Origin of the sequence: Pseudomonas sp. 13B_2.1_Bac1 (genome assembly GCF_025466155.1) — a bacterium.
In the GTDB taxonomy this organism is placed as follows: domain Bacteria; phylum Pseudomonadota; class Gammaproteobacteria; order Pseudomonadales; family Pseudomonadaceae; genus Aquipseudomonas; species Aquipseudomonas aylmerensis.
The window spans coordinates 29,018-50,981 of the sequence record NZ_JANLOH010000068.1; the positions used below are offsets into that span (position 1 = coordinate 29,018).

The 21,964-nt window shown below is 65.3% G+C and carries 2 protein-coding genes; both read right to left on the reverse strand.

Annotated features, from left to right (window positions below):
- Window positions 1-4: 4 nt before the first annotated feature.
- A complete protein-coding gene (locus NTD80_RS16370; protein WP_262134300.1) occupies window positions 5-7,786 on the reverse strand; it encodes a non-ribosomal peptide synthetase in 7,782 nt (2,593 codons plus the stop codon).
- A gap of 3 nt (window positions 7,787-7,789) precedes the next feature.
- Window positions 7,790-21,871 carry a non-ribosomal peptide synthase/polyketide synthase gene (locus NTD80_RS16375; protein ID WP_262134301.1) on the reverse strand — a complete coding sequence of 4,694 codons (14,082 nt, stop codon included), beginning with the start codon at window positions 21,869-21,871 and terminating at the stop codon, window positions 7,790-7,792.
- Window positions 21,872-21,964 lie beyond the last annotated feature (93 nt).

Sequence of the window (21,964 nt, forward strand, 5' to 3'; positions counted from 1 at the left end):
CCCCTCAGGAAATCAATTTATCCAAATCTTCTGCTGATAGACGTTTGAGGGCCTCCAAGGATTTAGCCAATGCGTCCTGCACCGGCGAATTATTTGTCTGCTGAGCCGCCACGTAGGCGCTGAAATCGGCCAGGGTCGGGGTGGTGAAGATCGATTTCACATCGAACTCGGCGTGCAATTGCTCGCGCAGGCGCACCACCACCTGGGTCGCCAGCAGCGAATGCCCGCCCAGTTCGAAGAAGTTGTCGTTCAGGCCGACCCGCTCCACGTCGAGCACCTCGGCCCAGATGGCGGCGATCTGCTGCTCCAACTCGCTGGACGGCGCCACGTAGGCGCGTGCCTGCAGGTTGGCATCGGCCTTGGGCAGCGCCTTGCGGTCGAGCTTGCCGTTGGGGCTCAGCGGCATCTGCTCCAGCAGCATCCACTGCGCAGGCACCATGTAGTCCGGCAGGTGCTGGGCCAGGTGCGCGCTGAGCACATCGCGCCAGTCATCGCCGGCGTTGTGCAGCACCAGGTAGCCAACCAGGTATTTGCCATCGACGGCCAGTACGGCGGTCTCGCGGACCCAGTCGTGTTCCAGCAGGCGCGCTTCGATTTCGCCCAACTCGATGCGCAGGCCGCGCAACTTGACTTGATGGTCGATCCGCCCGGCGTACTCGATCACGCCGTCTTCGCGGTAACGTGCCAGGTCGCCGGTGCGGTACAGGCGCTCGCCGTCGACAAACGGATGCGCGATAAAGCGCTCGGCAGTCAGCGCGGGACGGCGATGGTAACCCCGCGCCAGGCCCACGCCGCCCAAGTACAGCTCGCCGAGCACACCCACCGGCGCCGGCTCGAAGTTGTCGTCGAGGATGTAGCAACCTAGGTTGGCAATCGGACGCCCAATCGGCACCGCATCGCGGCCTTCATCGATGCAGGTCCAGTGGGTCACGTCGATGGCCGCCTCGGTCGGGCCGTACAGATTGTAGAGCCCAGCCTGCGGCAGTTTGGCGAACACCTGCTGCTGCGCATCCACCGGCAACGCCTCGCCGCTGCACACGATACGGTGCAAGGTGTGGCAGGTCGCAACCGCCGGATCCTGCAGGAATGCCTGCAGCATCGACGGCACAAAGTGCAGCGTGGTGACCTGCTCGGCATTGATCAGGTTGACCAGTTTGGCCGGATCGCGGTGATCCCCCGGCGCCGCGACCACCAGGCGCGCGCCGGTCATCAATGGCCAGAAGAACTCCCACACCGACACATCGAAACTGAACGGGGTCTTTTGCAGGACCGTGTCGCTGACGTCCAGGCCATAGGCTTCCTGCATCCAGTGCAGACGGTTGGCCAGGGCCGAATGACGGTTGCCGGCGCCTTTGGGCTGGCCGGTGGAGCCGGAGGTGTAGATCACATACGCGAGGTTTTCGCCGTCCAGCACGATGCCTGGGTTGCTGTCGCTGTAGTCTTCAAAGGCAGACTCGCCCAGCACCAAGGTTTCCAGGTTGGTGGGAATCGGCAGTTGCTCGCGCAAGTGCGCCTGGGTCAACAGCAGTTTCACGCCACTGTCTTCCAGCATGTAGGCCAGGCGCTCGCGTGGGTACTCCGGGTCGAGCGGCACATAGGCGCCACCGGCCTTGAGCACCGCGAGCAGGCCGACTACCATCTCGACGCAACGCTCCACGGCCAGGCCGACCAGCACATCCGGGCCCACACCCGCCTCGATCAAGCGATGGGCCAGACGATTGGCGCGACGGTTCAGTTCGGCGTAGCTCAAGCGCTGCTCGGCGAATACCAGAGCCGGAGCGTCCGGCGTTCGCGTTACCTGCTGTTCAATCCGTTGATGCACACAGTCCTGCAGGGGATAGTCGCGCGCGGTGGCATTCCAGTCCCGCACGACTTGCTGGCGTTCGGCCGGGTCGAGCATGGCCAGCTCGCCAAGGTGTTGTTGCCCGCCCTGGAGCATGGCCTGCAGCAGGTTGACCAGGTGGCGCGCATAGCTGTGCACCGTGGCCGCACTGAAGTGCGCGCGGGCAAAGCCGAACTGCACTGACAGCGTGTCGCCGACGTCCACCAGCACGGTCAGCGGGAAGCTGGTCTGCTCGTGGGAATGCGGCGTGCCGAAGCGAATGCCGCTGCCGCCGCTCTGTTCCAGGGCCTTGGATACCGGGTAGTTTTCGAACACCAGAATGTTATCGAACAAGGCCTCGCCGCCCTGCCCGGCCCAGCGCTGGATGTCGTACAAGCCGGTGTGTTCATGCTCGCGCAGGGCCAGGTTCTGCGCCTGCACCGCTTGCAGCCAGTCGGCTACCGATTGCTGGCCCTCCACCGCGCTGATCACCGGCAAGGTGTTGATGAACAGGCCGATCTGTTGCTCCACCCCGGCCAATTCGGCCGGGCGCCCGGCCACGGTGGCGCCGAAGCACACCACCGCCTGCCCGCTGTGGCGTTGCAACAGGATCAGCCACGCCGCCTGAATCAAGGTATTGAGCGTAACCTTGTGGCTGCGCGCGAAAGATTCCAGGCGCGCGGTCAAGGCATGGTCCAGCTGCAGTTGATGCTCGCCATGCCCCTGCGCGGCCAGCGGCTGACTGCTGCCCAGGCGGGTCGGGGTGTGCAGCACGGCCAGTTGTTCGCGCCAGAAGGTTTCGGTGGCCTGCGCGTCACGCTGTTGCAGCCAGCCGATGTAGTCGCGGTAACGCCCGGCGGCCTGCGGCACGGCGACGCCGGCATAACGTTGCAGCACTTCACCGAACAGCCGCGAATTGCTCCAGCCGTCCATCAGGATGTGGTGATTGGTGTAGATCAGCTCATGGCGTTGCTCATCGGTGCGCACCAGCACCAGGCGCACCAGCGGCGCCTTGGTCAGGTCAAACCCCTGGCGGCGCTGGGCCTCCTCCAGGTTTTGCAGCTCCAGCTCACGCTCGGGCATCGCTCGCCAATCAAGCACGTCGATCGGCAACCGCGCCTCGCGGTACACCACTTGGCATGGCCACTCCAGCTGCCCTTCCCAGAAGAAACCACTGCGCAATACGTCATGAGCCTGCACGGTGGCATCCCACGCCTGCTGAAATCGCGCCACATCCAGGCCCTCGGCGGTCACGCGGATCTGGTTGATGTAATCACCAGCAGCCTGTTCGTACAGAGTGTGGAACAGCATGCCTTGCTGCATGGGAGACAAGGTGTAGATGTCTTCAACGGCCTCGGCGGCCAATGGCAAGGATTCAAGTTGCTGCTGGTTCAAGCGCGACAACGGGAAATCGGAAGCCGTCACGCCACGGTTGCCCGGGGTGCAGCAGTGCTCGACCAACGCTTTCAGTTCGCGGGTAAACGCCTGGCTCAAGGCGTCGATCTGCGACGCCTCGAACATCAGCGGGCTGAAGGTCCAGCCCATCTGCAGCTCGCCGCCGAACACCTGGCCGTTGAGTGTCAACCAGTTGCCCAGGGGCGCGTCCGGGCTTTGCTCGGCACCCGCGCTTTCCGTCGCGGGCCCGAACAATACGTCTGGCTGGTCAAAGCTACCGTCGATCTGGCCCAGGTAGTTGAAGGTGATACGCGGCACCGGCAACTCACTGAACGCCTGGCGCGTGGCCTCGTCTCCCAGGTAGCGCAGCGCGCCGAAGCCCAGGCCTTTGTCCGGCACCGCGCGCAGCTGCTCCTTGATCTGCTTGATCGACGTGGCAAGCGACTCGGCTGGGGTCAGGCGCACTGGGAACAGGCTGGTGAACCAGCCGAGGGTGCGGGTCAGGTCGATGTCGTCGAACAGGTCTTCGCGGCCATGGCCTTCCAGCTGGATCAGGCTGGAAGCCTGCCCGGTCCACTGGCAGATCACACGCGCCAGAGCCGTCAGCAGCAGGTCGTTGATCTGGGTGCGATAGGCCGTAGGCGCCTGTTGCAGTAATTGCCGGGTGTGCTCGGCGTCCAGCTGGCTGACCACGGTCTGCGCCAGGCGACCGGGACGTGCGCCGCGTGGATCCCGACACGGCAAGTCGGTCGACACACCCTGGAGCTGTTGCAGCCAGAAGTGTTTTTGCGGCTGTATCGCTGCGCTGCGGGCATGGACCTGCAGACGCTCGGCCCAGGCCTTGAACGAGGTGGTCTTGGCCGGCAACGGCTGTTGGCGATACAGGCTTTGCAAGTCTTCAAGAAACACCCGCCAGGACACACCGTCTACCACCAGGTGGTGCATGACCAGCAACAGGCGCTGGGACCCGTCAGCCATCTCGGCGAGTACCGCGCGCAACAACGGCCCCTGCTGCAGGTCGAGGCTGCGCTGGGCGCGCTCGCACAGGGCTTGCAGCTCGGTGGTGTCCTGCACGCTCGCCTGCCATAGCAAGGTCGCAGGTTGCGCATCATGCCGCGCGGTCCAGCCCGCGGCCTGCTGGCTGAAGCTCAGGCGCAGCACATCGTGGTGCCGGGTGAGCGCTTGCAGCGCAGCTTCCAACGGTTCGGCGAGAATTTGCTGGCGTGGCGTCAGCAGCAAGGACTGGTTCCAGTGGTGGCGGTCCGGAAGCTCCATCTCGAAGAACAGTTGCTGGAAAGGTAGCAACGGCGTCTCGCCCTGCACCGGTCCCTGGTCGATCACCTGCGCTGTCTGCAACTGCGCCACCCGCGCCAGGCTGCGTACGGTCTGGTGCTGGAACAGCGCTTTGGCGGTGAAATGAATGCCGGCCGCCCGGGCGCGGCTGACCACCTGAATGGAGATGATCGAGTCGCCGCCGCGCTCGAAGAAGTTGTCGTTCAAGCCCACGTGCTCGATGCCCAGCACCTCGGCCCAGATCGCGGCAATCTGCTGCTCCAGGGCAGTGTGCGGTGCTTCGTATTGCTGCGTGGCCTCGGGCTTGGGCAGGGCCTTGCGGTCGAGCTTGCCGTTCGGGCTCAAGGGCATCTGGTCGAGTACCACCCACTGCGCCGGCACCATGTAGTCCGGCAGGTGCTGGGCCAGATGAGCACCGAGTACTTCACGCCAATCATCGCCGGCGCTGTGCAACACCAGGTAGCCCACCAGGTATTTGCTGTCGACGGCCAGCACGGCAGCCTCACGCACCCACTCGTGTTCGAGCAGGCGCGCTTCGATTTCGCCCAGCTCGATACGCAGGCCGCGCAACTTGACCTGATGGTCGATACGCCCGACATACTCGATCACGCCGTCTGCGCGGTAGCGCGCCAGGTCGCCGGTGCGGTACAGGCGCTCGCCCTTGATGAACGGGTGGGCGATAAACCGCTCGGCGGTGAGTGCCGGACGGCGGTGATAACCACGCGCCAGGCCAATGCCGCCCAGGTACAGCTCACCCAGCACGCCAACCGGTACGGGTTCGAAGTTACTGTCGAGGATGTAGCAGCCGAGGTTCGCAATCGGACGGCCTATCGGCACCGCATCGCGCTCTTCATCGATGCAGGTCCAGTGGGTCACGTCGATAGCCGCTTCGGTCGGGCCATACAGGTTGTAGAGCCCGGCCTGGGGCAGTTTGGCGAAGACTTGCTGCTGCGCATCCACCGGTAACGCTTCGCCGCTGCACACAATGCGCCGCAGGCTCTGGCAGCTCGACACCGCCGGGTCCTGCAGGAATGCCTGCAGCATCGACGGCACAAAGTGCAGCGTGGTGATGCGCTCGGCATTGATCAGGTTGACCAGCCGGGCCGGATCGCGATGATCCCCCGGCGCGGCAACCACCAGGCGCGAGCCGGTCATCAGCGGCCAGAAGAACTCCCACACCGACACGTCGAAGCTGAACGGAGTCTTTTGCAGCACGCTGTCGCTGGCCTCCAGGCCATACGCCTCCTGCATCCACTGCAGGCGGTTGAGCAATGCCGAATGACGGTTGCCGGCACCTTTTGGCTGGCCGGTGGAACCCGAGGTGTAGATCACGTAGGCGAGGTTTTCGCCGTCCAGCGCGATGCCTGGGTTGGTGTCGCTGTAGGCCTCAAAGTCGGACTCGCCCAGCACCAGCGTTTCCAGGGCTTGGGGAATCGGCAACTGCTCACGCAGATGCGCCTGGGTCAGCAGCAGTTTCACCCCGCTGTCGTCGAGCATGTAGGCCAGGCGCTCACGCGGGTACTCCGGGTCCAGCGGCACATAGGCACCACCGGCCTTGAGCACCGCGAGCAGGCCAACGACCATTTCGATGGAGCGCTCCACCGCCAGGCCGACCAGCACGTCGGGGCCGACACCGGCTTCGATCAGGCGATGGGCCAGGCGGTTGGCACGACGGTTCAGTTCGGCATAGCTCAGGGAAAGCTGGTTGAAGCGCACTGCCGGTGCGTCCGGCTGCACCAGCACCTGCGCCTCGATCAACTGATGTACCCACTGCCCTTGCGGATAATCGCGCGCGGTGGCGTTCCACTGGTCAAGCATCTGCTCGCGCTCGTTGGCGCTGAGGGTCGCCAGGTCCTGCACCGGCAACGCGCTGTTCGCCACGGCGGCACGCAGCAGGCTCAGCCAGTGCTCGGCCATGCGCGCCACGGTGGCGGCGCCGAACAGGTCGGTGGCGTAAGTCAGGGAGGCCCAGATCGCGTCGCCGCTCTCCTGGGTGTCCAGGCTCAGGTCGAACTGGGCGCTGTGGCTGTCCCATTCCAGGTTGGCCACGCGCAGGCCAGGCAATTGCTGCTCTGCTGTGTGTGAGTGGGCCTGGTGGTTGAACATCACCTGGAACAGCGGGTTGTGGCTCAGGCTGCGTTCCGGTTGCAGCGCCTCCACCAATTGCTCGAAGGGCAAGTCCTGATGAGCCTGGGCCTCCAGCGCGCGGCGCTTGGTGTGCTGCAGCAGTGCGGTAAAGGGCATGGCGCCGTCGACGTCGGCCTTGAGCACCTGGGTGTTGACGAAAAAGCCGATCAGCGACTCGGTCTCGACACGGTTGCGGTTGGCAATCGGCACGCCGACACGGATGTCCGATTGCCCGCTGTAGCGGTACAGGAAGGCCTGGAACGACGCCAGCAGCAACATGAACATCGTCACGCCTTCACGTTGGGCCAGGGTTTTCAAGCCTGCAACCAGCGCCGGCTCCAGCGCGATGTCCTGGCGCGCGCCCCGAAAGCTCTGTTGCGCCGGACGCGGCTGGTCGAAGGGCAATTCCAGTACCGGCTGCGCGCCGCTGAGCAGTTCGCGCCAGTAGTCCAATTGACGGGCCTTCTCCCCGGCCTCCATCCAGCGGCGCTGCCACAGCGCGTAGTCGGCATACTGGATCGGCAGCGGCGCCAGCACACAGTCCTGGCCCTGGCTGTAGGCGGCGTAGAGCTGCATCAGCTCCTGCACCATCACGCCCATCGACCAGCCATCGGAAACGATGTGGTGCTGCACCAGTACCAGCACGTGCTCGTCTTCGCTCACGGCGAGCAAGCTGACCCGTAATAATGGACCTTGCTGTAAATCGAAAGGCCGGGCGATTTCCGCTTCGACGCGGGACGTGAGCTGGGCCTCGTCGACTGCGCTTTCAGCGATCTTGATCACGGCGTGGGCCAGCACCTCCTGGGCACGCTCCTCGGCGTCCAGGTGCAGGCGCGTGCGCAGGCTTTCATGGCGCGCCACCAGCGTGTCGAAGCTGCGTTGCAGGGCGGCCTTGTCCAACTGGCCGCTCAGGCGCAGGGCGCCGGGCACGTGATAGGCGGCGCTGTCCGGGTCCAGTTGCCAGAGAAACCACTGGCGCTCCTGGGCGTAGGACAATGGCAGTTTCTGGCCGTCCTCGCGGATCGAGGCAATCGGCAGTTGGGCGAAACTCATGCCACGGCTTTGCAGGCGCTGGTAAAACTGCTGGCGCTGTTCCAGAGGCAGGCGAAGAAAGCGCGAAACCAGATCGATATTAGGGTTGGAAAGCATGGGTCAAATCGCCTCTAGTTCGCTCAAAAAGTCACGAAGGTCATCAAAATCTTCCGCACTGCCGGCGCGGAAGGTGGCGGCGGCCTGTACGTAGGCACGCAGCGTTTCGGTCTGGAACACTTCCACCAGTGGCACTTCCAGGCCCAGTTCGGCCTGGACCCGCGAGGTGATCTGGATCGCCAGCAGGGAGTGGCCGCCCACCTCGAAGAAGTTGTCGTTCAGGCCCACCTGCGGCAGGCGTAGCACCTCGGCCCAGATCGCGGCGATCTGTTGCTCCAGCTCGGTTTCGGGGGCCACATAGGCCTGTTGCAGCAGGCTTGCATCCGGCTCGGGCAGGCCCTTGCGGTCGAGCTTGCCGTTGGGGGTCAGCGGCATTTGCGCGAGGAACATGAAGTGCGTCGGCACCATGTAGTCCGGCAGGCGGGTTTTCAGCGCGCGGCGCAGGCTGTCGCGGAACTCGGCCTGATCGGCCAGGTTGGCGTCGGCCGGCACCACATAAGCCACCAACTGTTTGCCGGTCGGGCCCTCCTGGGCCACCACCACGGTTTCGCCGACGTTGTCCTGCTCACGCAGGCGCGCTTCGATTTCACCCAGTTCGATGCGGAAGCCACGGATTTTCACCTGATGGTCGACACGACCGAGGTAGTCCACCACGCCATCCGGCCGCCCGCGGGTCAGGTCGCCGCTGCGATACACGCGGCTGCCCGGCTTGCCGAAGGGGTCCGGCACGAAGCGCTCGGCGGTCAGTGCTGGACGCTCCAGGTAACCGCGCGCCACGCCCTCGCCGCCCAGGTACAGCTCACCAGCGACGCCGATCGGTTGCAGGTTGAGCTGCGCGTCGAGCACGTAGCCGCTGCGATTGCCCAGCAAAGTGCCAATCGGTGCATAGACCGCGCCGCACGGGTCGCCCTTGCGTGCTTTCCACAGCAGTGGCGTAACCACCGTTTCCGTCGGGCCGTAGCCGTTGAACAGGTAGGTCGGCTTGAGTGCGCGCCAGGCCAGGTCATAGCTCGCCTGGGCCACCGCGTCACCGCCGAAGCAGTACACACGGACCTTCGGAGGATTACCGTCGCGCTCGGCATGTTCGGCCAGCTGTTGCAGGTACACCGGCGGGAACACGGCCATGGTCACATTATGGCGATGCATCTGCGCGTAGGTGTATTCCGGCAGCCACAGGCTGTCGTCACGAATCAACACACTGGCGCCATTGATCAATGGGTGCATCCAGCCTTCATGGGAGCCGTCGAAGGCGAACGACATGAAGTGCAGTTCACAATCGGCCGGGCTGGTTTCATAGCGCTCGCCGGTGGCGATGATGTGCGCCACCAACGGGCCGTGGGACACCGCCACGCCCTTGGGCATGCCGGTGGAGCCGGAGGTGTAGATCACGTAGGCCAGGTTGTCGCCGTCCAGCTTCACATCGGGCGCCGTGTCGCTGAACCCCGCCCACTCTTCAGTGCGATCAATCGCCAAGCTGGTCAATCCTGCCGGGATCGGCAGCTGCTGCAACGCGCGGCTGTCGGTGAGCAGCAGTTGCGCGCGGCTGTCCTGCATCATGTACAGCAGGCGGTCGCGGGGGTATTCGATATCCAGCGGCACATACACGCCGCCGGCTTTCATCACTGCAAGGAACGCCACCATGATCTCGGCACTGCGCGGCATGGCGATGGCCACGCGCACTTCCGGGCCGACACCACGGGCGATCAGCGCATGGGCCAGGCGGTTGGCCTGGCGATCCAGCTCGCCGTAGGTCAGGGTTTGTGCATCGAACTTGACCGCCACCGCCGTCGGGGTTTCCCGGGCGCGATCGGCCACCAACTCGTGAACCAGGCGCTGGGCCGAGAAGCCGGCGTCGGTCTGGTCCCACAGCTGCAGGATGTGCCGTTGCTCATCAGCACCCAGCAGGTTGAGTTGGCCGACAGTCTGCTGCTGATCGGCAACCATCGCCTGCAACAGGTTCTGCCAGTGGCCAGCCATGCGTTCGATGGTCGCCGGGGCGAACAGGTCGGTGGCGTAGCTCAGGGACGCACGCAGCGCGGCCTGGCTTTCTTCTATGTCCAGCGCCAGGTCGAACTGGGCGACGCCTTCATCCCAACCGAGTACTTCGACGTCGAGGTCGGTCAAGCCCTGCAGATGCAGGCCGGCAGAGGTCACACGGTGGTTGAAGAGCACCTGGAACAACGGGCTCAGGCTCATGCTGCGCTCCGGTTGCAGGGCCTCGACCAGTTGCTCGAACGGCAGGTCCTGATGGGTCTGGGCCTCAAGGGAACGCTGACGCGCCTGCTGCAACAACTGCTCGACGCTCATTTGCCCATGGATGTCGGCCTTGAGCACCTGGGTGTTGACGAAGAAGCCGATCAGCCCTTCGGTTTCCAAACGGTTGCGGTTGGCAATCGGCACGCCGACGCGCACATCTTCCTGGCCACTGTAGCGGTGCAGCAAGGCCTGGTAGGACGCCAGCAACACCATCGGCAAGGTCACCCCGGCGTCGCGCGCCAGGTTGCGCAAACCGCCCAGCAGCGCGGCCGGCAGCTCAATCTCCAGGCGCGCCCCGCGATGGCTTTGCACGGCCGGGCGCTGGTAGTCGAACGGTAATTCCAGCACCGGCTGCACGCCGCCCAGCAAACCTTGCCAGTACGCCAGCTGACGCGCCTTTTCACCGGCCTCCATCCAGTGGCGCTGCCACACGGCGTAGTCGGCGTACTGGATCGGCAACGCCGGCAGGTCCGGCGTCTGCCCCTGGCTGAAGGCCGCGTAGAGCTGCACCAGCTCTTCGACCATCAGCTGCATCGACCAGCCATCGGAGACGATATGGTGCTGCACCAGCACCAGCACGTGGTCGTCCTTGGCCAGGCGCAGCAGTTTGACCCGCAGCAACGGCCCGCGCAGCAGGTCGAACGGCTGTGCGACCTCGGCGGCGACCTGCGCCTTGAGCCCGGCTTCATCGGTGTCGGCCAGCTCGATGTCGATCAGGCCCGAGTCTTCGATGACCTGCACCGTGGCCGCCGCGTCCTGGCGCAGATGGGTGCGCAGGCTTTCATGGCGGGCGAGCAAGGTGTCGAAACTGCGTTGCAGTGCCGCCTGGTCCAGCGTGCCCTTTAAACGCAAGGCGCTGGGGATATGGTAGGCGGCGCTGTGCGGGTCCAGTTGCCAGAGGAACCATTGGCGCTCCTGGGCATAGGACAGCGGCAGCGGTTGGTCGCGATCAGCCTTGAGCAACGCCGGCGCAGCCACGCGCTCTTCGCACAGGGACGCGACAAAGTCGCCCAGCAAGGGGTGTTCGAACAGGCACTTGAGCGCCACTTCCAGCGCCAGCGCCTGGCGGACCCGCGACACCACCCGCGTGGCCAGCAGCGAGTGCCCGCCCAGCTCGAAGAAGTGGTCGTCGAGGCCGACCTGCGGCACATCCAGCACGTCGGCCCAGATCGCCGCGACCTGTTTTTCGCGCTCGGAGACCGGTGCCACATGGCCTTTGCGCCACAGGCTGGCATCGACTTTCGGCAACGCCTTGCGGTCGAGCTTGCCGTTGGGGGTCAGGGGCAGGCTGTCGAGGAACATCAGGTGTGCCGGCACCATGTAGTCCGGCAGGCGCTCGCGCAAGGCGGCTTGGTAAGCCTGCGGGGCCTGCGCCGCCGAGCTGACCAGGTAAGCGATCAAGCGGTCGTCGTCGGCCAGCACCACGGCTTCGCGCACGCCAGGTTGCTCGCGCAGGCAGGCTTCGATTTCGCCGAGTTCGATACGGAAACCGCGCACCTTGACCTGGTGGTCGACCCGGCCGATGTATTCGACCACGCCGTCGTCACGGTAGCGCGCCAGGTCGCCGGTACGGTACAGGCGTTCGCCCAGTGCACCGTAGGGGTTGGGCACGAAGCGCTCGGCCGTCAGCGCTGGCCGCGCGTGGTAACCGCGTGCCAGGCCGACACCGCCGATCAGCAGTTCGCCGGATGCACCCAACGGGCATGGCGTGAGCCCGGCGTTGAGGATGAACAAGGTGGTATTGGCAATGGGACGCCCGACAAAAGGCTGCGCCTGCGACAAACGATGGGCCGCTGACCAGATCGTGGTTTCAGTGGGGCCATACAGGTTCCACACCGGACCTTGCAGGTCGAGCATGCGTTGGGCCAGATCGGCCGGCAGGGCTTCGCCGCCACACAGGGCCTTGATGCCGCGCAACTGATCGGCACGCGGGCTTTCCAGCAGCATGCGCCAGGTCGACGGCGTGGCTTGCAGCACGTTGGCGGACTGGCTGTGCGCCAGGTCGAGGATGGCCTCCGGGTCGAGGGCCATCGCCTGATCGCTCAACAGCACCGTGGCACCGACCGTCAGTGGCACGTACAGCTCCAGGGCGAAGATGTCGAACGAGAACGTTGTCAGCGACAGCACCCGCGCCTGCGCATCCATGTCCAACGTCGTAGCCATGCCGCAGGTAAAGCTGCACAGCGCCTGGTGCCGCACCATCACGCCCTTGGGTTTGCCGGTGGAACCGGAGGTGTAGATCACGTACGCCAAGTGTTCCGGCGTGACGCTGACCTGCGGGTTGTGGTCGTCGGCATCGACATCGTCGACCAGCAGCACCTGCAGGCCCTGCGGTTGCGCCAGGCGCCCGATCAGGTGCGACTGGGTCAGCAGCACCCGTGCGCGACTGTCCTCAAGCATGAAGGCCAGGCGATCCGCCGGGAACTGCGGGTCGAGCGGCACATAGGCGCCACCGGCCTTGAGGGTCGCCAACAGACCGACCACCATGTCCAGGGAGCGCTCCACATGCACGGCAACCAACACGTCCGGGCCGACACCCGCCGCGATCAGGCGATGAGCCAGGCGGTTGGCGCGGCGATTGAGCGCGGCGTAGCTCAGGGCTTGGTCGTTGAAATGCAGCGCGATGGCCTGCGGATGCGCCTGCGCGTGCGCTTCGAACAATTGCTGCACACAGCGCTCGCGGGCAAATTCGACGGCGGTGTGATTCCACGTTTCGAGCAGTTGCCGGGATTGCGGCACACTGAGCATCGCCAGCTCATCCAGGGCCTGAGCAGCATCGCGTACCACGGCGTGCAGCAGGTTCTGCCAGTGACCGGCCATGCGCTGCAGGGTCGCGGCGTCGAACAGGTCGGTGGCGTAGGTCAGGGAGGCCCACAGGCCGTCGGCGGACTCTTCGGTCTCCAGGTTGAGGTCGAACTGAGTGGTGTGACCGGCCCAGTCCACCGGTTGCAGGTCCAGGCCGGGCAGTTGCACCGCGCCTTGGCGCAGGTTGTCCTGATGGTTGAACATCACCTGGAACAGCGGGTTATGGCTGAGGCTGCGCTCCGGCTGCAGGGCTTCCACCAGTTGTTCGAACGGCAAGTCCTGATGGGCCTGGGCGTCCAGGGCGCGTTGCTTGACCTGGGCCAGCAACTGGTCAAAGCCCATCTGCCCGTGCAGGTCGGCCTTGAGCACTTGGGTGTTGACGAAAAAGCCGATCAGGCGTTCGGTTTCAAGGCGGTTGCGGTTGGCAATCGGCACGCCGACACGGATCTCGGACTGGCCGCTGTAGCGGTGCAGCAGGGTCTGGAACGAGGCGAGCAGCAACATGAACAGGGTCACGTCCTGACGCTGGGCGAGTGCCTTCAGTTCGGCGACCAGACGGGTGTCGAGATGGATCTGCTGGCGCGCACCGCGGTGGCTTTGCACCGCTGGGCGCGGGTGGTCCAGGGGCAATTCCAGCAGCGGATGCTCGGTACCCAGGTGCGTGCACCAGTAATCGAGTTGACGCTGGGTTTCCCCGCCCGCCATCCAGTCGCGCTGCCACACGGCATAGTCGGCGTACTGCAGCGCCAGGGCCGGCAACCGGGCGTGGCCCTGATACAGCGCGACCAGTTCGTCGACCATCACTTGCATCGACCAGCCATCGGAGATGATGTGGTGCTGGGTGATGACCAGCACATGGTGTTCGGCGTCGATCTGCAGCAGTGCGACGCGCATCAGCGGGCCGTTGACCAGGTCGAACGGGCGCTGGATTTCCTGCGCCACGGCGTGTTCGATATCCGGCGCCTCGACGCGCTGGCGCTCGATGACAATCGCCAGGTCGGGGTGAATGACCTGCCAGGTGTGCTCGCCCCTCTCCACAAACGTGGTGCGCAACGGCTCATGACGTTGCACCAGCGCCTGGAAGGCGTTTTCCAGCGCGGCACTGTCCAGTCGACCGCGCAAGTGCAAGGCGGCGGGCACGTGGTAGGCAGCGCTGCGCGGGTCCAGTTGCCAGAGGAACCATTGGCGCTCTTGGGCGAAGGACAGCGCCAGCGGCTGCTCACGCCCGACCGCCAGCATCGCCGGCGCCGTGGCAGCACGGGTGCCCAGTGCCGCGACGAAATCTGCCAGCACCGGCTGCTCGAACACGCTCTTGAGTGCCACCTCGATGCCCAGGCCATGCCGCACGCGGGACACCATCTGCGTGGCGAGCAACGAGTGCCCACCCCTCTCGAAGAAGTGATCGTTGAGCCCTACCCGCTCGGCGCCCAGCACCTGGGCCCAGATCGCCGCGACCTGTTGCTGCACCTCGGTAACCGGTGCCAGCCAATCGACCCGCGCCTGGTTGGCATCCGGCTTGGGCAGCGCGGCGCGGTCTAGCTTGCCGTTGGGGCTCAGCGGCAGGTGCGCGAGCAACAGCAGGTGCGCCGGCACCATGTAGTCCGGCAGCTCCGCGCGCAGCGTGGCCTTGAGCTGCGTGAGCAACTCGGCTTGCTGGGCCTCGTCCAGTGCGCGGCTGGCGACGATGTAGCCCACCAACTGGTTATCGGCGGCAACCACCAATGCTTCGCGCACGCTGGGTTGGGCCAGCAGGCGCGCTTCGATTTCGTTCAATTCGATACGGAAACCGCGCACCTTGACCTGGTGGTCGATACGGCCCACGTACTCGATCATGCCGTCGGCTCGATAGCGCGCCAGGTCGCCGGTGCGGTACAGGCGCCCGCCACCGTCGGTGCAGAACGGATCGGGAATGAAGCGATGCGCCGTCAGGTCGGGACGGTTGAAGTAACCGCGCGCCAGCAATGGCCCACCGATCACCAATTCGCCCGCGACACCCACCGGCACCGGGTTGAGGTTGGCGTCCAGCAGGTAAATGGCGCGGCCATCGAGCACCCGCCCGATCGGCATCGTCGACGGCAGGGCTTCGCGGCCATCGACGTAGGCGGCGCAGTCCAGTGCCGTGGCGGTCACCGTGGCCTCGGTCGGGCCGTAGGTGTTGAGCAGGCGTACAGGCTGCAGGCCCGCTTCGCGCCAGGCGCTGAGGCCTTCCGGCGGCATGGCTTCGCCACCGATATGCAGTTGGCGCAGACGGCCGTAGTCGCGGGGGCCACGGTCGGCAAAATCACGCACCAGCAGCAGCCAGTAGGCGGTGGTCAGGTCGACCACGGAGATATCGTGGTCGAGCAGTTGTTGATAGAAGGTGTCGCTGTCCCACAGGTCGCCACCGCGTACCACCACCGCTGCCCCGCAGCACAGCGCCGGGTACAGCTGCTCGACGAAACCGTCGAAGTTGAAGGTGCCGAACTGCAGCACACGGTCATTCGGCTGCAGCGCAAACAGTTCGCTGAACACCTCCACATGCCGCGCCAGGGACGCCAGGTCGATGCCCACGCCTTTCGGCCGGCCCGTGGAGCCGGAGGTGAACATCACGTAGGCAAGGTTCGCCGGCTGTGCCCGTGGCAACAGGTTTTGCGCGCTGTAGTCGCTCAACCAATCGCGCCGGTCTTCCAGGCAAACCAGGCTCAGGTTGGCTGTGATCGGCAATTGGTCCAGCAGCGGTTGTTGGGTCAGCAGCAACTGCAGGCCGCTGTCCTCGATCATGCATTGCAGGCGCTCGGCCGGGTACTTGGGGTCCAGCGGTACATAGGCACCGCCCGCCTTGAGCACCGCCAGCAGGCCGACGATCATGTCCAGGGAGCGGTCCACCGCCACCCCCACCAGGGTGTCGGCGGTCACGCCCAGTTCCACCAGGCGATGGGCCAGGCGGTTGGCGCGCGCATTCAGCTCGGCATAGCTCATGCGCTGTTGATCGAGGATCAGCGCGATGGCTTGCGGCTGAGTCGCCGCCTGCTGTTCAAAGCGCTGCAACACGCTCGCCTGGGCCGGTTGGGCGGCGTGAGGCGGGTTCCACTCGGTGAGTACGCGCTGGTGTTCAGCGGCCAACAGCAGCGCGATTGCGCCCAACGCCTGCCCGGGCGCATCGACAAACTGCTGCAACAGCCCTTGCAGATATGCCGCGATGTGTTGCACGGCGTCGGTGGCAAGGTCCGCACACAGGTACTCCAGGTGCAGGCTCAAACGCCGCCCCCCGTGCACGGTGAGGGTCAGCGGGTAGTTGGTGCGTTCCTGATGACGCACGTGACTGAAACGCAGGCCGCCCTCGCCCGCTTGCTCCAGGCTCTTGGCGACGGGGAAGTTCTCGAACACCACCAGGGTGTCGAACAGCGCTTCGCCGGCCGACCCGGCCCAGCGCTGGATATCGAACAGCGGCGTGTGCTCGTGCTCGCGCATTTCCAGGTTGAGCGCCTGGACCGTACGCACCCAGTCGCTGACGGATTGCGCCGGATTGGCCGCTGCGATCAGCGGCAAGGTATTGATGAACAGGCCGACTTGCTGCTCGACATTCGCCAACTGCGCCGGACGCCCGGATACCGTGACACCGCAGGCGACGCTGGATTGACCGGTGTAGCGCTGCAGCAGCAACAGCCACGCCGACTGCACCAGGGTGTTGAGGGTCACTTGGTGGGCACGCGCGAAATCAGCCAGGCGCCGGGTCTGGGCCTCATCCAGTTCACAGAGGATTTCAGCGTATTCACTGCCTTGGGGTGCTGCGGTCTTGGCCACGCTGCGCGCCAGGTGCGTCGGTTCGTCGAGCTGCGCCAGGCGTTCGCGCCAGAAGGCCTCGCCGATGGCCGGGTCCTGTTGTTGCAGCCAGGCGATATGCTGGGAAAACGCCGCGCCCACCGGCGGCAGTGCCTGGCCCTTGCAGGCTTGCAGTACTTCGTTGAGCACCAGGGCGTTGCTCCAGCCATCCATCAGGATGTGATGGCTGGTGTAGATCAAGTGCCAACGGTCCTCGGCGCTGCGCACCAGTGCCACGCGCAGCAACGGCGGATGCGCCAACTCGAAGCCCTGGCGATGGTGATCGGCGGCCAATTCATCCAGCGCCGTGGCGAGGTCCTGACGCTCGCGCCAGTCGTACTCGGCGAACGGCATGTCGACCTGGCGATACACCACCTGCAGCGCCTGGCCCTGGTCGTCCTGCCAGACAAACCCGGTGCGCAGCATGTCATGGCGCCCCAGCACCTGTGCCCAGGCGCGCTGGAATTGCGCCACATCGAGCCCCTGCACGTCGGCACGCAACTGGCTGACGTAGACATCGTCTTCGCCCTGTTGATAGAGGCTGTGAAACAGCATGCCCTGTTGCATCGGCGACAACGGGTACAGGTCCTGTACCGCACGCGCAGGCAGTGCCAACGCGTCGAGTTGCCCCTGGGTCAGCTGCGCCAGGCCCACATCGGCCGGGGTCAGGCCGCCCTGATGTGGGTCGACGCAATGCGCGATCAGCGCCAGCAGTTCCTGCTGGAAATCCTCCGCCAGGCGTTCGACAGTCGCCACTTCGAACATTTCGCGGCTGAACCCCCACTGCAGCGACAGCTCCCCGCCATACACCTGCCCTTCCACGGTCAGCCAGTTGGCCAACGGTGCTTCAGGGTCCTGGGCCTGGCCGCTGCCCTCGGGCGCCGGCACCAACAGCGCCGACTCATTGAACTGGCGGTCGAACTGGCCGAGGTAGTTGAAGGTGATGCGCGGCACGGCGAGTGCCGACAAGGCGTCGCGCGCAGCAGGCGTGCCCAGGTAGCGCAACAGGCCGTAGCCAATGCCTTTATCCGGCACCGCACGCAGTTGCTCCTTGACCGATTTGATTGCACTCGACAACTCACCACCCGCCTGCAGGCGCACCGGGAACAGGCTGGTGAACCAGCCGACGGTGCGGGTCAGGTCGACGCTGTCGAAGAGGTCTTCACGGCCATGCCCTTCGAGCTGGATCAGCGCAGCGGGCTGCTTGCTCCAACGGCTGATCACCCGCGCCAATGCTGTCAGCAGCAGGTCGTTGACCTGGGTGCGATAGGCCGCCGGGGCGTCCTGCAGGAGTTGGCGCGTCTGTTCGGCACTGAGGCGGATTTCGAATGTGCTGCCCAGGCGGTTTTGCAGGCCGCCCTGCGGGTTGTCGCAGGGCAAGTCGGCGTCCGAGGTCTGTGCCTGCCAGTAAGGTAGCTGGTGATCGAGGATCTGTGCATGGGCCTGCAACTGCTGCGCCCACACTTGGTAGGCGCTGGTCTTGGCCGGCAGCGGCGCGGCGCCATAGGCGTGCTGCAGGTCTTCCAGCAGGATGCGCCAGGACACGCCGTCCACCACCAGGTGATGGATCACCAGCAGCAGGCGCTGAGTGCCGTCGCCCATGCTGACCAGCACGGCGCGCAGCAGCGGGCCGTGTTCAAGGTCGAGGCTGCGTTGGGCCTCGTCGCAGAGGGCGGCCAGTTCGGTTTCATCGCCAGCGCGGGATTGCCACAGCGCCGGGTCGGTGATCGGCGCGGCATGGGCTTGCTGCCAGCCCTCGGCCTGCTGCACAAAGCGCAGGCGCAGCGCATCGTGATGGTTGATCACCTGGGTCAACGCCGCCTCAACGCGCGCGGGTTCCAGGGCTTCACGCGGGGTCAGCAGCAGCGACTGGTTCCAATGCTGGCGCGCCGGGATCGCCTGCTCGAAAAAGCTGTGCTGCACGGGCGTGAGGATCACCTCGCCACTGACGGGCCCCTGGTCGATGACCGTCGCGTGCTCGACGCTCGCCACCAACGCCAGGCTGCGCACACTCTGGTACTGGAACAGGTCGCGCGGGCTGAGACGAATCCCGGCCTGGCGTGCTCGGCTGACCACTTGGATGGAGATGATCGAATCGCCGCCCAGCTCGAAAAAGTTGTCATCCAGACCGACATGCTCGACCCCGAGCACATCGCTCCAGACGGCAGCCAGGGCTTGCTGCACAGGATTTTCCGGGGCGGCATAAGCCTGCTGCGCGGCAGCATCCGGCACCGGCAGCGCCTTGCGGTCCAGCTTGCCGTTGGCGGTCACCGGCAACTGGGCCAGGTGGACCATATGCGTCGGCACCATGTACTCCGGCAGACTGCCGAGCAGCCAGGCCTTGAGGTCGCTGGGCGCCTCGCCTTCCAGCACCAGGTAAGCCACCAGTTGCTTGCCGCCCTGCACCAGCACGACGGCCTCACGCACGCCAGGGTGTTGCAGCAGGCGTGTCTCGATTTCACCCAGCTCGATGCGCAGGCCGCGCAGCTTGACCTGATGGTCGAGGCGGCCGAGGTATTCAATCACGCCATCGGCCCGTTGGCACACACGGTCGCCGGTGCGGTACAGGCGTGCGCCATCGCCAAACGGACTCGGCACAAAACGCTCGGCGGTCAACGCCGGACGCCGGTGATAACTGCGCGCCAGCCCGGTGCCGCCCAGGTACAACTCGCCGCACACACCGGCAGGGACCGGGTTGAGCTGGGCGTCGAGTACGTAGGTGCCGATGTTGGCAATCGGGCGGCCGATGGGCACGCTGTCGGCGCCTTCGTCGACGCAGGTCCAGTGGGTCACGTCGATGGCCGCTTCGGTGGGGCCATACAGGTTGAACAGACCGGCATGCGGCAGCTTGGCGAACACCTGGACCTGTGCGTCCAGCGGTAAGGCTTCACCGCTGCAGACGATCCGCTTGAGACCGGTGCAGGCCTGCACGCCCGGTTCATGGATGAATGCCTGGAGCATCGACGGCACGAAGTGCAAGGTGGTGACTGCGTGCCGGCCGATGGTCTCGATCAAGCGTGCGGGCTCGCGGTGCTCACCCGGGGCCGCCACCACCAGGCGCGCACCGGTCATCAGGGGCCAGAAAAACTCCCAGACCGACACGTCAAAGCTGAACGGGGTTTTCTGCAACACCGCATCATTGGCCCCCAGCCCGTAGGCCTGCTGCATCCAGCACAGGCGGTTGACCAACGCTCGATGGCTGTTGCCGGCACCCTTGGGCTTGCCGGTGGAACCGGAGGTGTAGATCACGTAGGCCAGGTTCAAGGCGTGGATGGCCACGCCGGGCGATTCGCTGCTGTAGCCGTCGAGCCACAGCGCAGGCTGGTCCAGGGCAATCACGCAGATACCGGCGGCGGGCAGCGATGCCAGCAGGCGCTGCTGGCTGAGCAGCAGCTGAATGCCGCTGTCTTCGATCATGTAGGCCAGGCGTTCCTGCGGGTATTCGGGGTCGAGCGGCACGTAGGCGCCGCCGGCCTTGAGAATCGCCAGCAGGCCGACCACCATCTCGATCGAGCGCTCGACGCAGATCCCCACCAACGCATCGGGGCCGACGCCCTGCTCGCGCAAGGCATGCGCGAGCCGGTTGGCGCGGGCGTCGAGTTCGGCGTAGGTCAGCGTGGTCGTACCGAACACCAGCGCCGGCGCGTCGGGGGTGGCCTGCACCTGGTCTTCGATCAGTTGATGGATGCCGCGCTCGGTCGGGTAGGTTTCTGCGGTGTTATTCCAGGCGTGCACCAGGACCTGTTGCTCATCGGCAGCCAGCATCGGCAATTCACCGATGCGCTGCTCGCCATCGGTGACCATCGCCTGCAACAGGCGGGTCCAGTGGCGGGCCATGCGCTCGATGGACGGCGCGTCGAACAGGTCGTTGGCGTAGGTCAAGGCGGCGTGCAGGGTGCCGGACTTTTCATAGGTGTCGAGGGTCAGGTCGAACTGGGTGGTGCGGCCCTGCCACTCCACCAAGGCCAGTTCCAGGCCGGAGGCGGTGCTGACCGAGGCGATGTCGGCCACCACCGGCTGGTGGTTGTACATCACCTGGAACAAGGGGGTATGGCTCAGGCTGCGCTCGATCTTGAGGGCTTCCACCAGGCGTTCGAAAGGCAACTCCTGATGCGCCTGGGCGCCCAGGGCATGCTCCTTGATGCCTTGCAGCAGCTCGGCGACGCGGGTTTGCCCGGTGAGTTCGGTGCGCAGGACCTGGGTGTTGACGAAGAAGCCGATCAGCCCTTCGACTTCGGTGCGGTTACGGTTGGCAATCGGCACGCCGACGCGGATATCGCCCTGACCGGTGTAGCGATGCAGGAGCGCATTGAACGCGCCGAGCAACAGCATGAACAAGGTGACGTTGTGTTTTTGCGCACAACTGCGCAGCTGCGCAGCGAGCGCCGGGTCAATCGCGAAGTTATACCGCGTGCCCTGGTAGCTGGGCATGGCCGGGCGGGCGTGGTCGGTCGGCAGTTCCAGCACCGGGTGCTCATCGCCCAGGCGCGCTTGCCAGTACTCCAACTGGCGGGCCTGCTCCCCGGCTTCCAGCCAGCGGCGTTGCCACAGGGCATAGTCGCTGTACTGGATCGGCAGTGCCGGCAGCTGCGGCACCTCGTTGCGCTCATGGGCGTCGTAGCAGCGGATGAACTCGTCGATCAGCACGTTCATCGACCAGCCGTCGGAAACGATGTGGTGCAGGGTCAGCAGCAGCACGTGTTCCTGCGCATCAAGCTTGAGCAATTGCACACGCAGCAGCGGGCCCTGCTCCAGGTCGAACGGCAGCAGCGACTGGTGGGTCGCCGCCTCATTGACGGCCTGCTCGCGTTCGGCGACGGCCAGCGTGCTCAGGTCCAGCTGTTCGATGGCCAGTGACGGCTGCACCGCCACCTGCAACAGGCGCTCATCGGCCTGGCGCTGGAACACCGTGCGCAGGGTTTCATGGCGCGCAACCAGGCTGGCGAACGCCTTCTGCATCGCGTCCAGGTTCAACGCACCCTTGAGCCGCACTGCGCCCGGCAGGTTGTAGGCACCGCTGGCCGGGTCCAATTGCCACAGGAACCACATGCGTTGCTGCGCGTAGGACAGCGCATCGCGATCCTCTACCTCGACCCCGGACGGAATCGGAAACCGCGAAAAATCCACTCCTTCTTTCTGCAGTGCCTGCAGGAATAGCTGGCGCTTTTCCAGGGGCAACCCGATAAACCGGCGAGCAAGTTTCAAGGAGTCTTCAGCATTCATTTCTTGGAGTCCGGAGCAATAGGCAGGAAGCACAAAGGCACGTCGTCCCTATAAAACGAACCGCAGAGGGAAAAATTAGCGAGGGGATGGGAG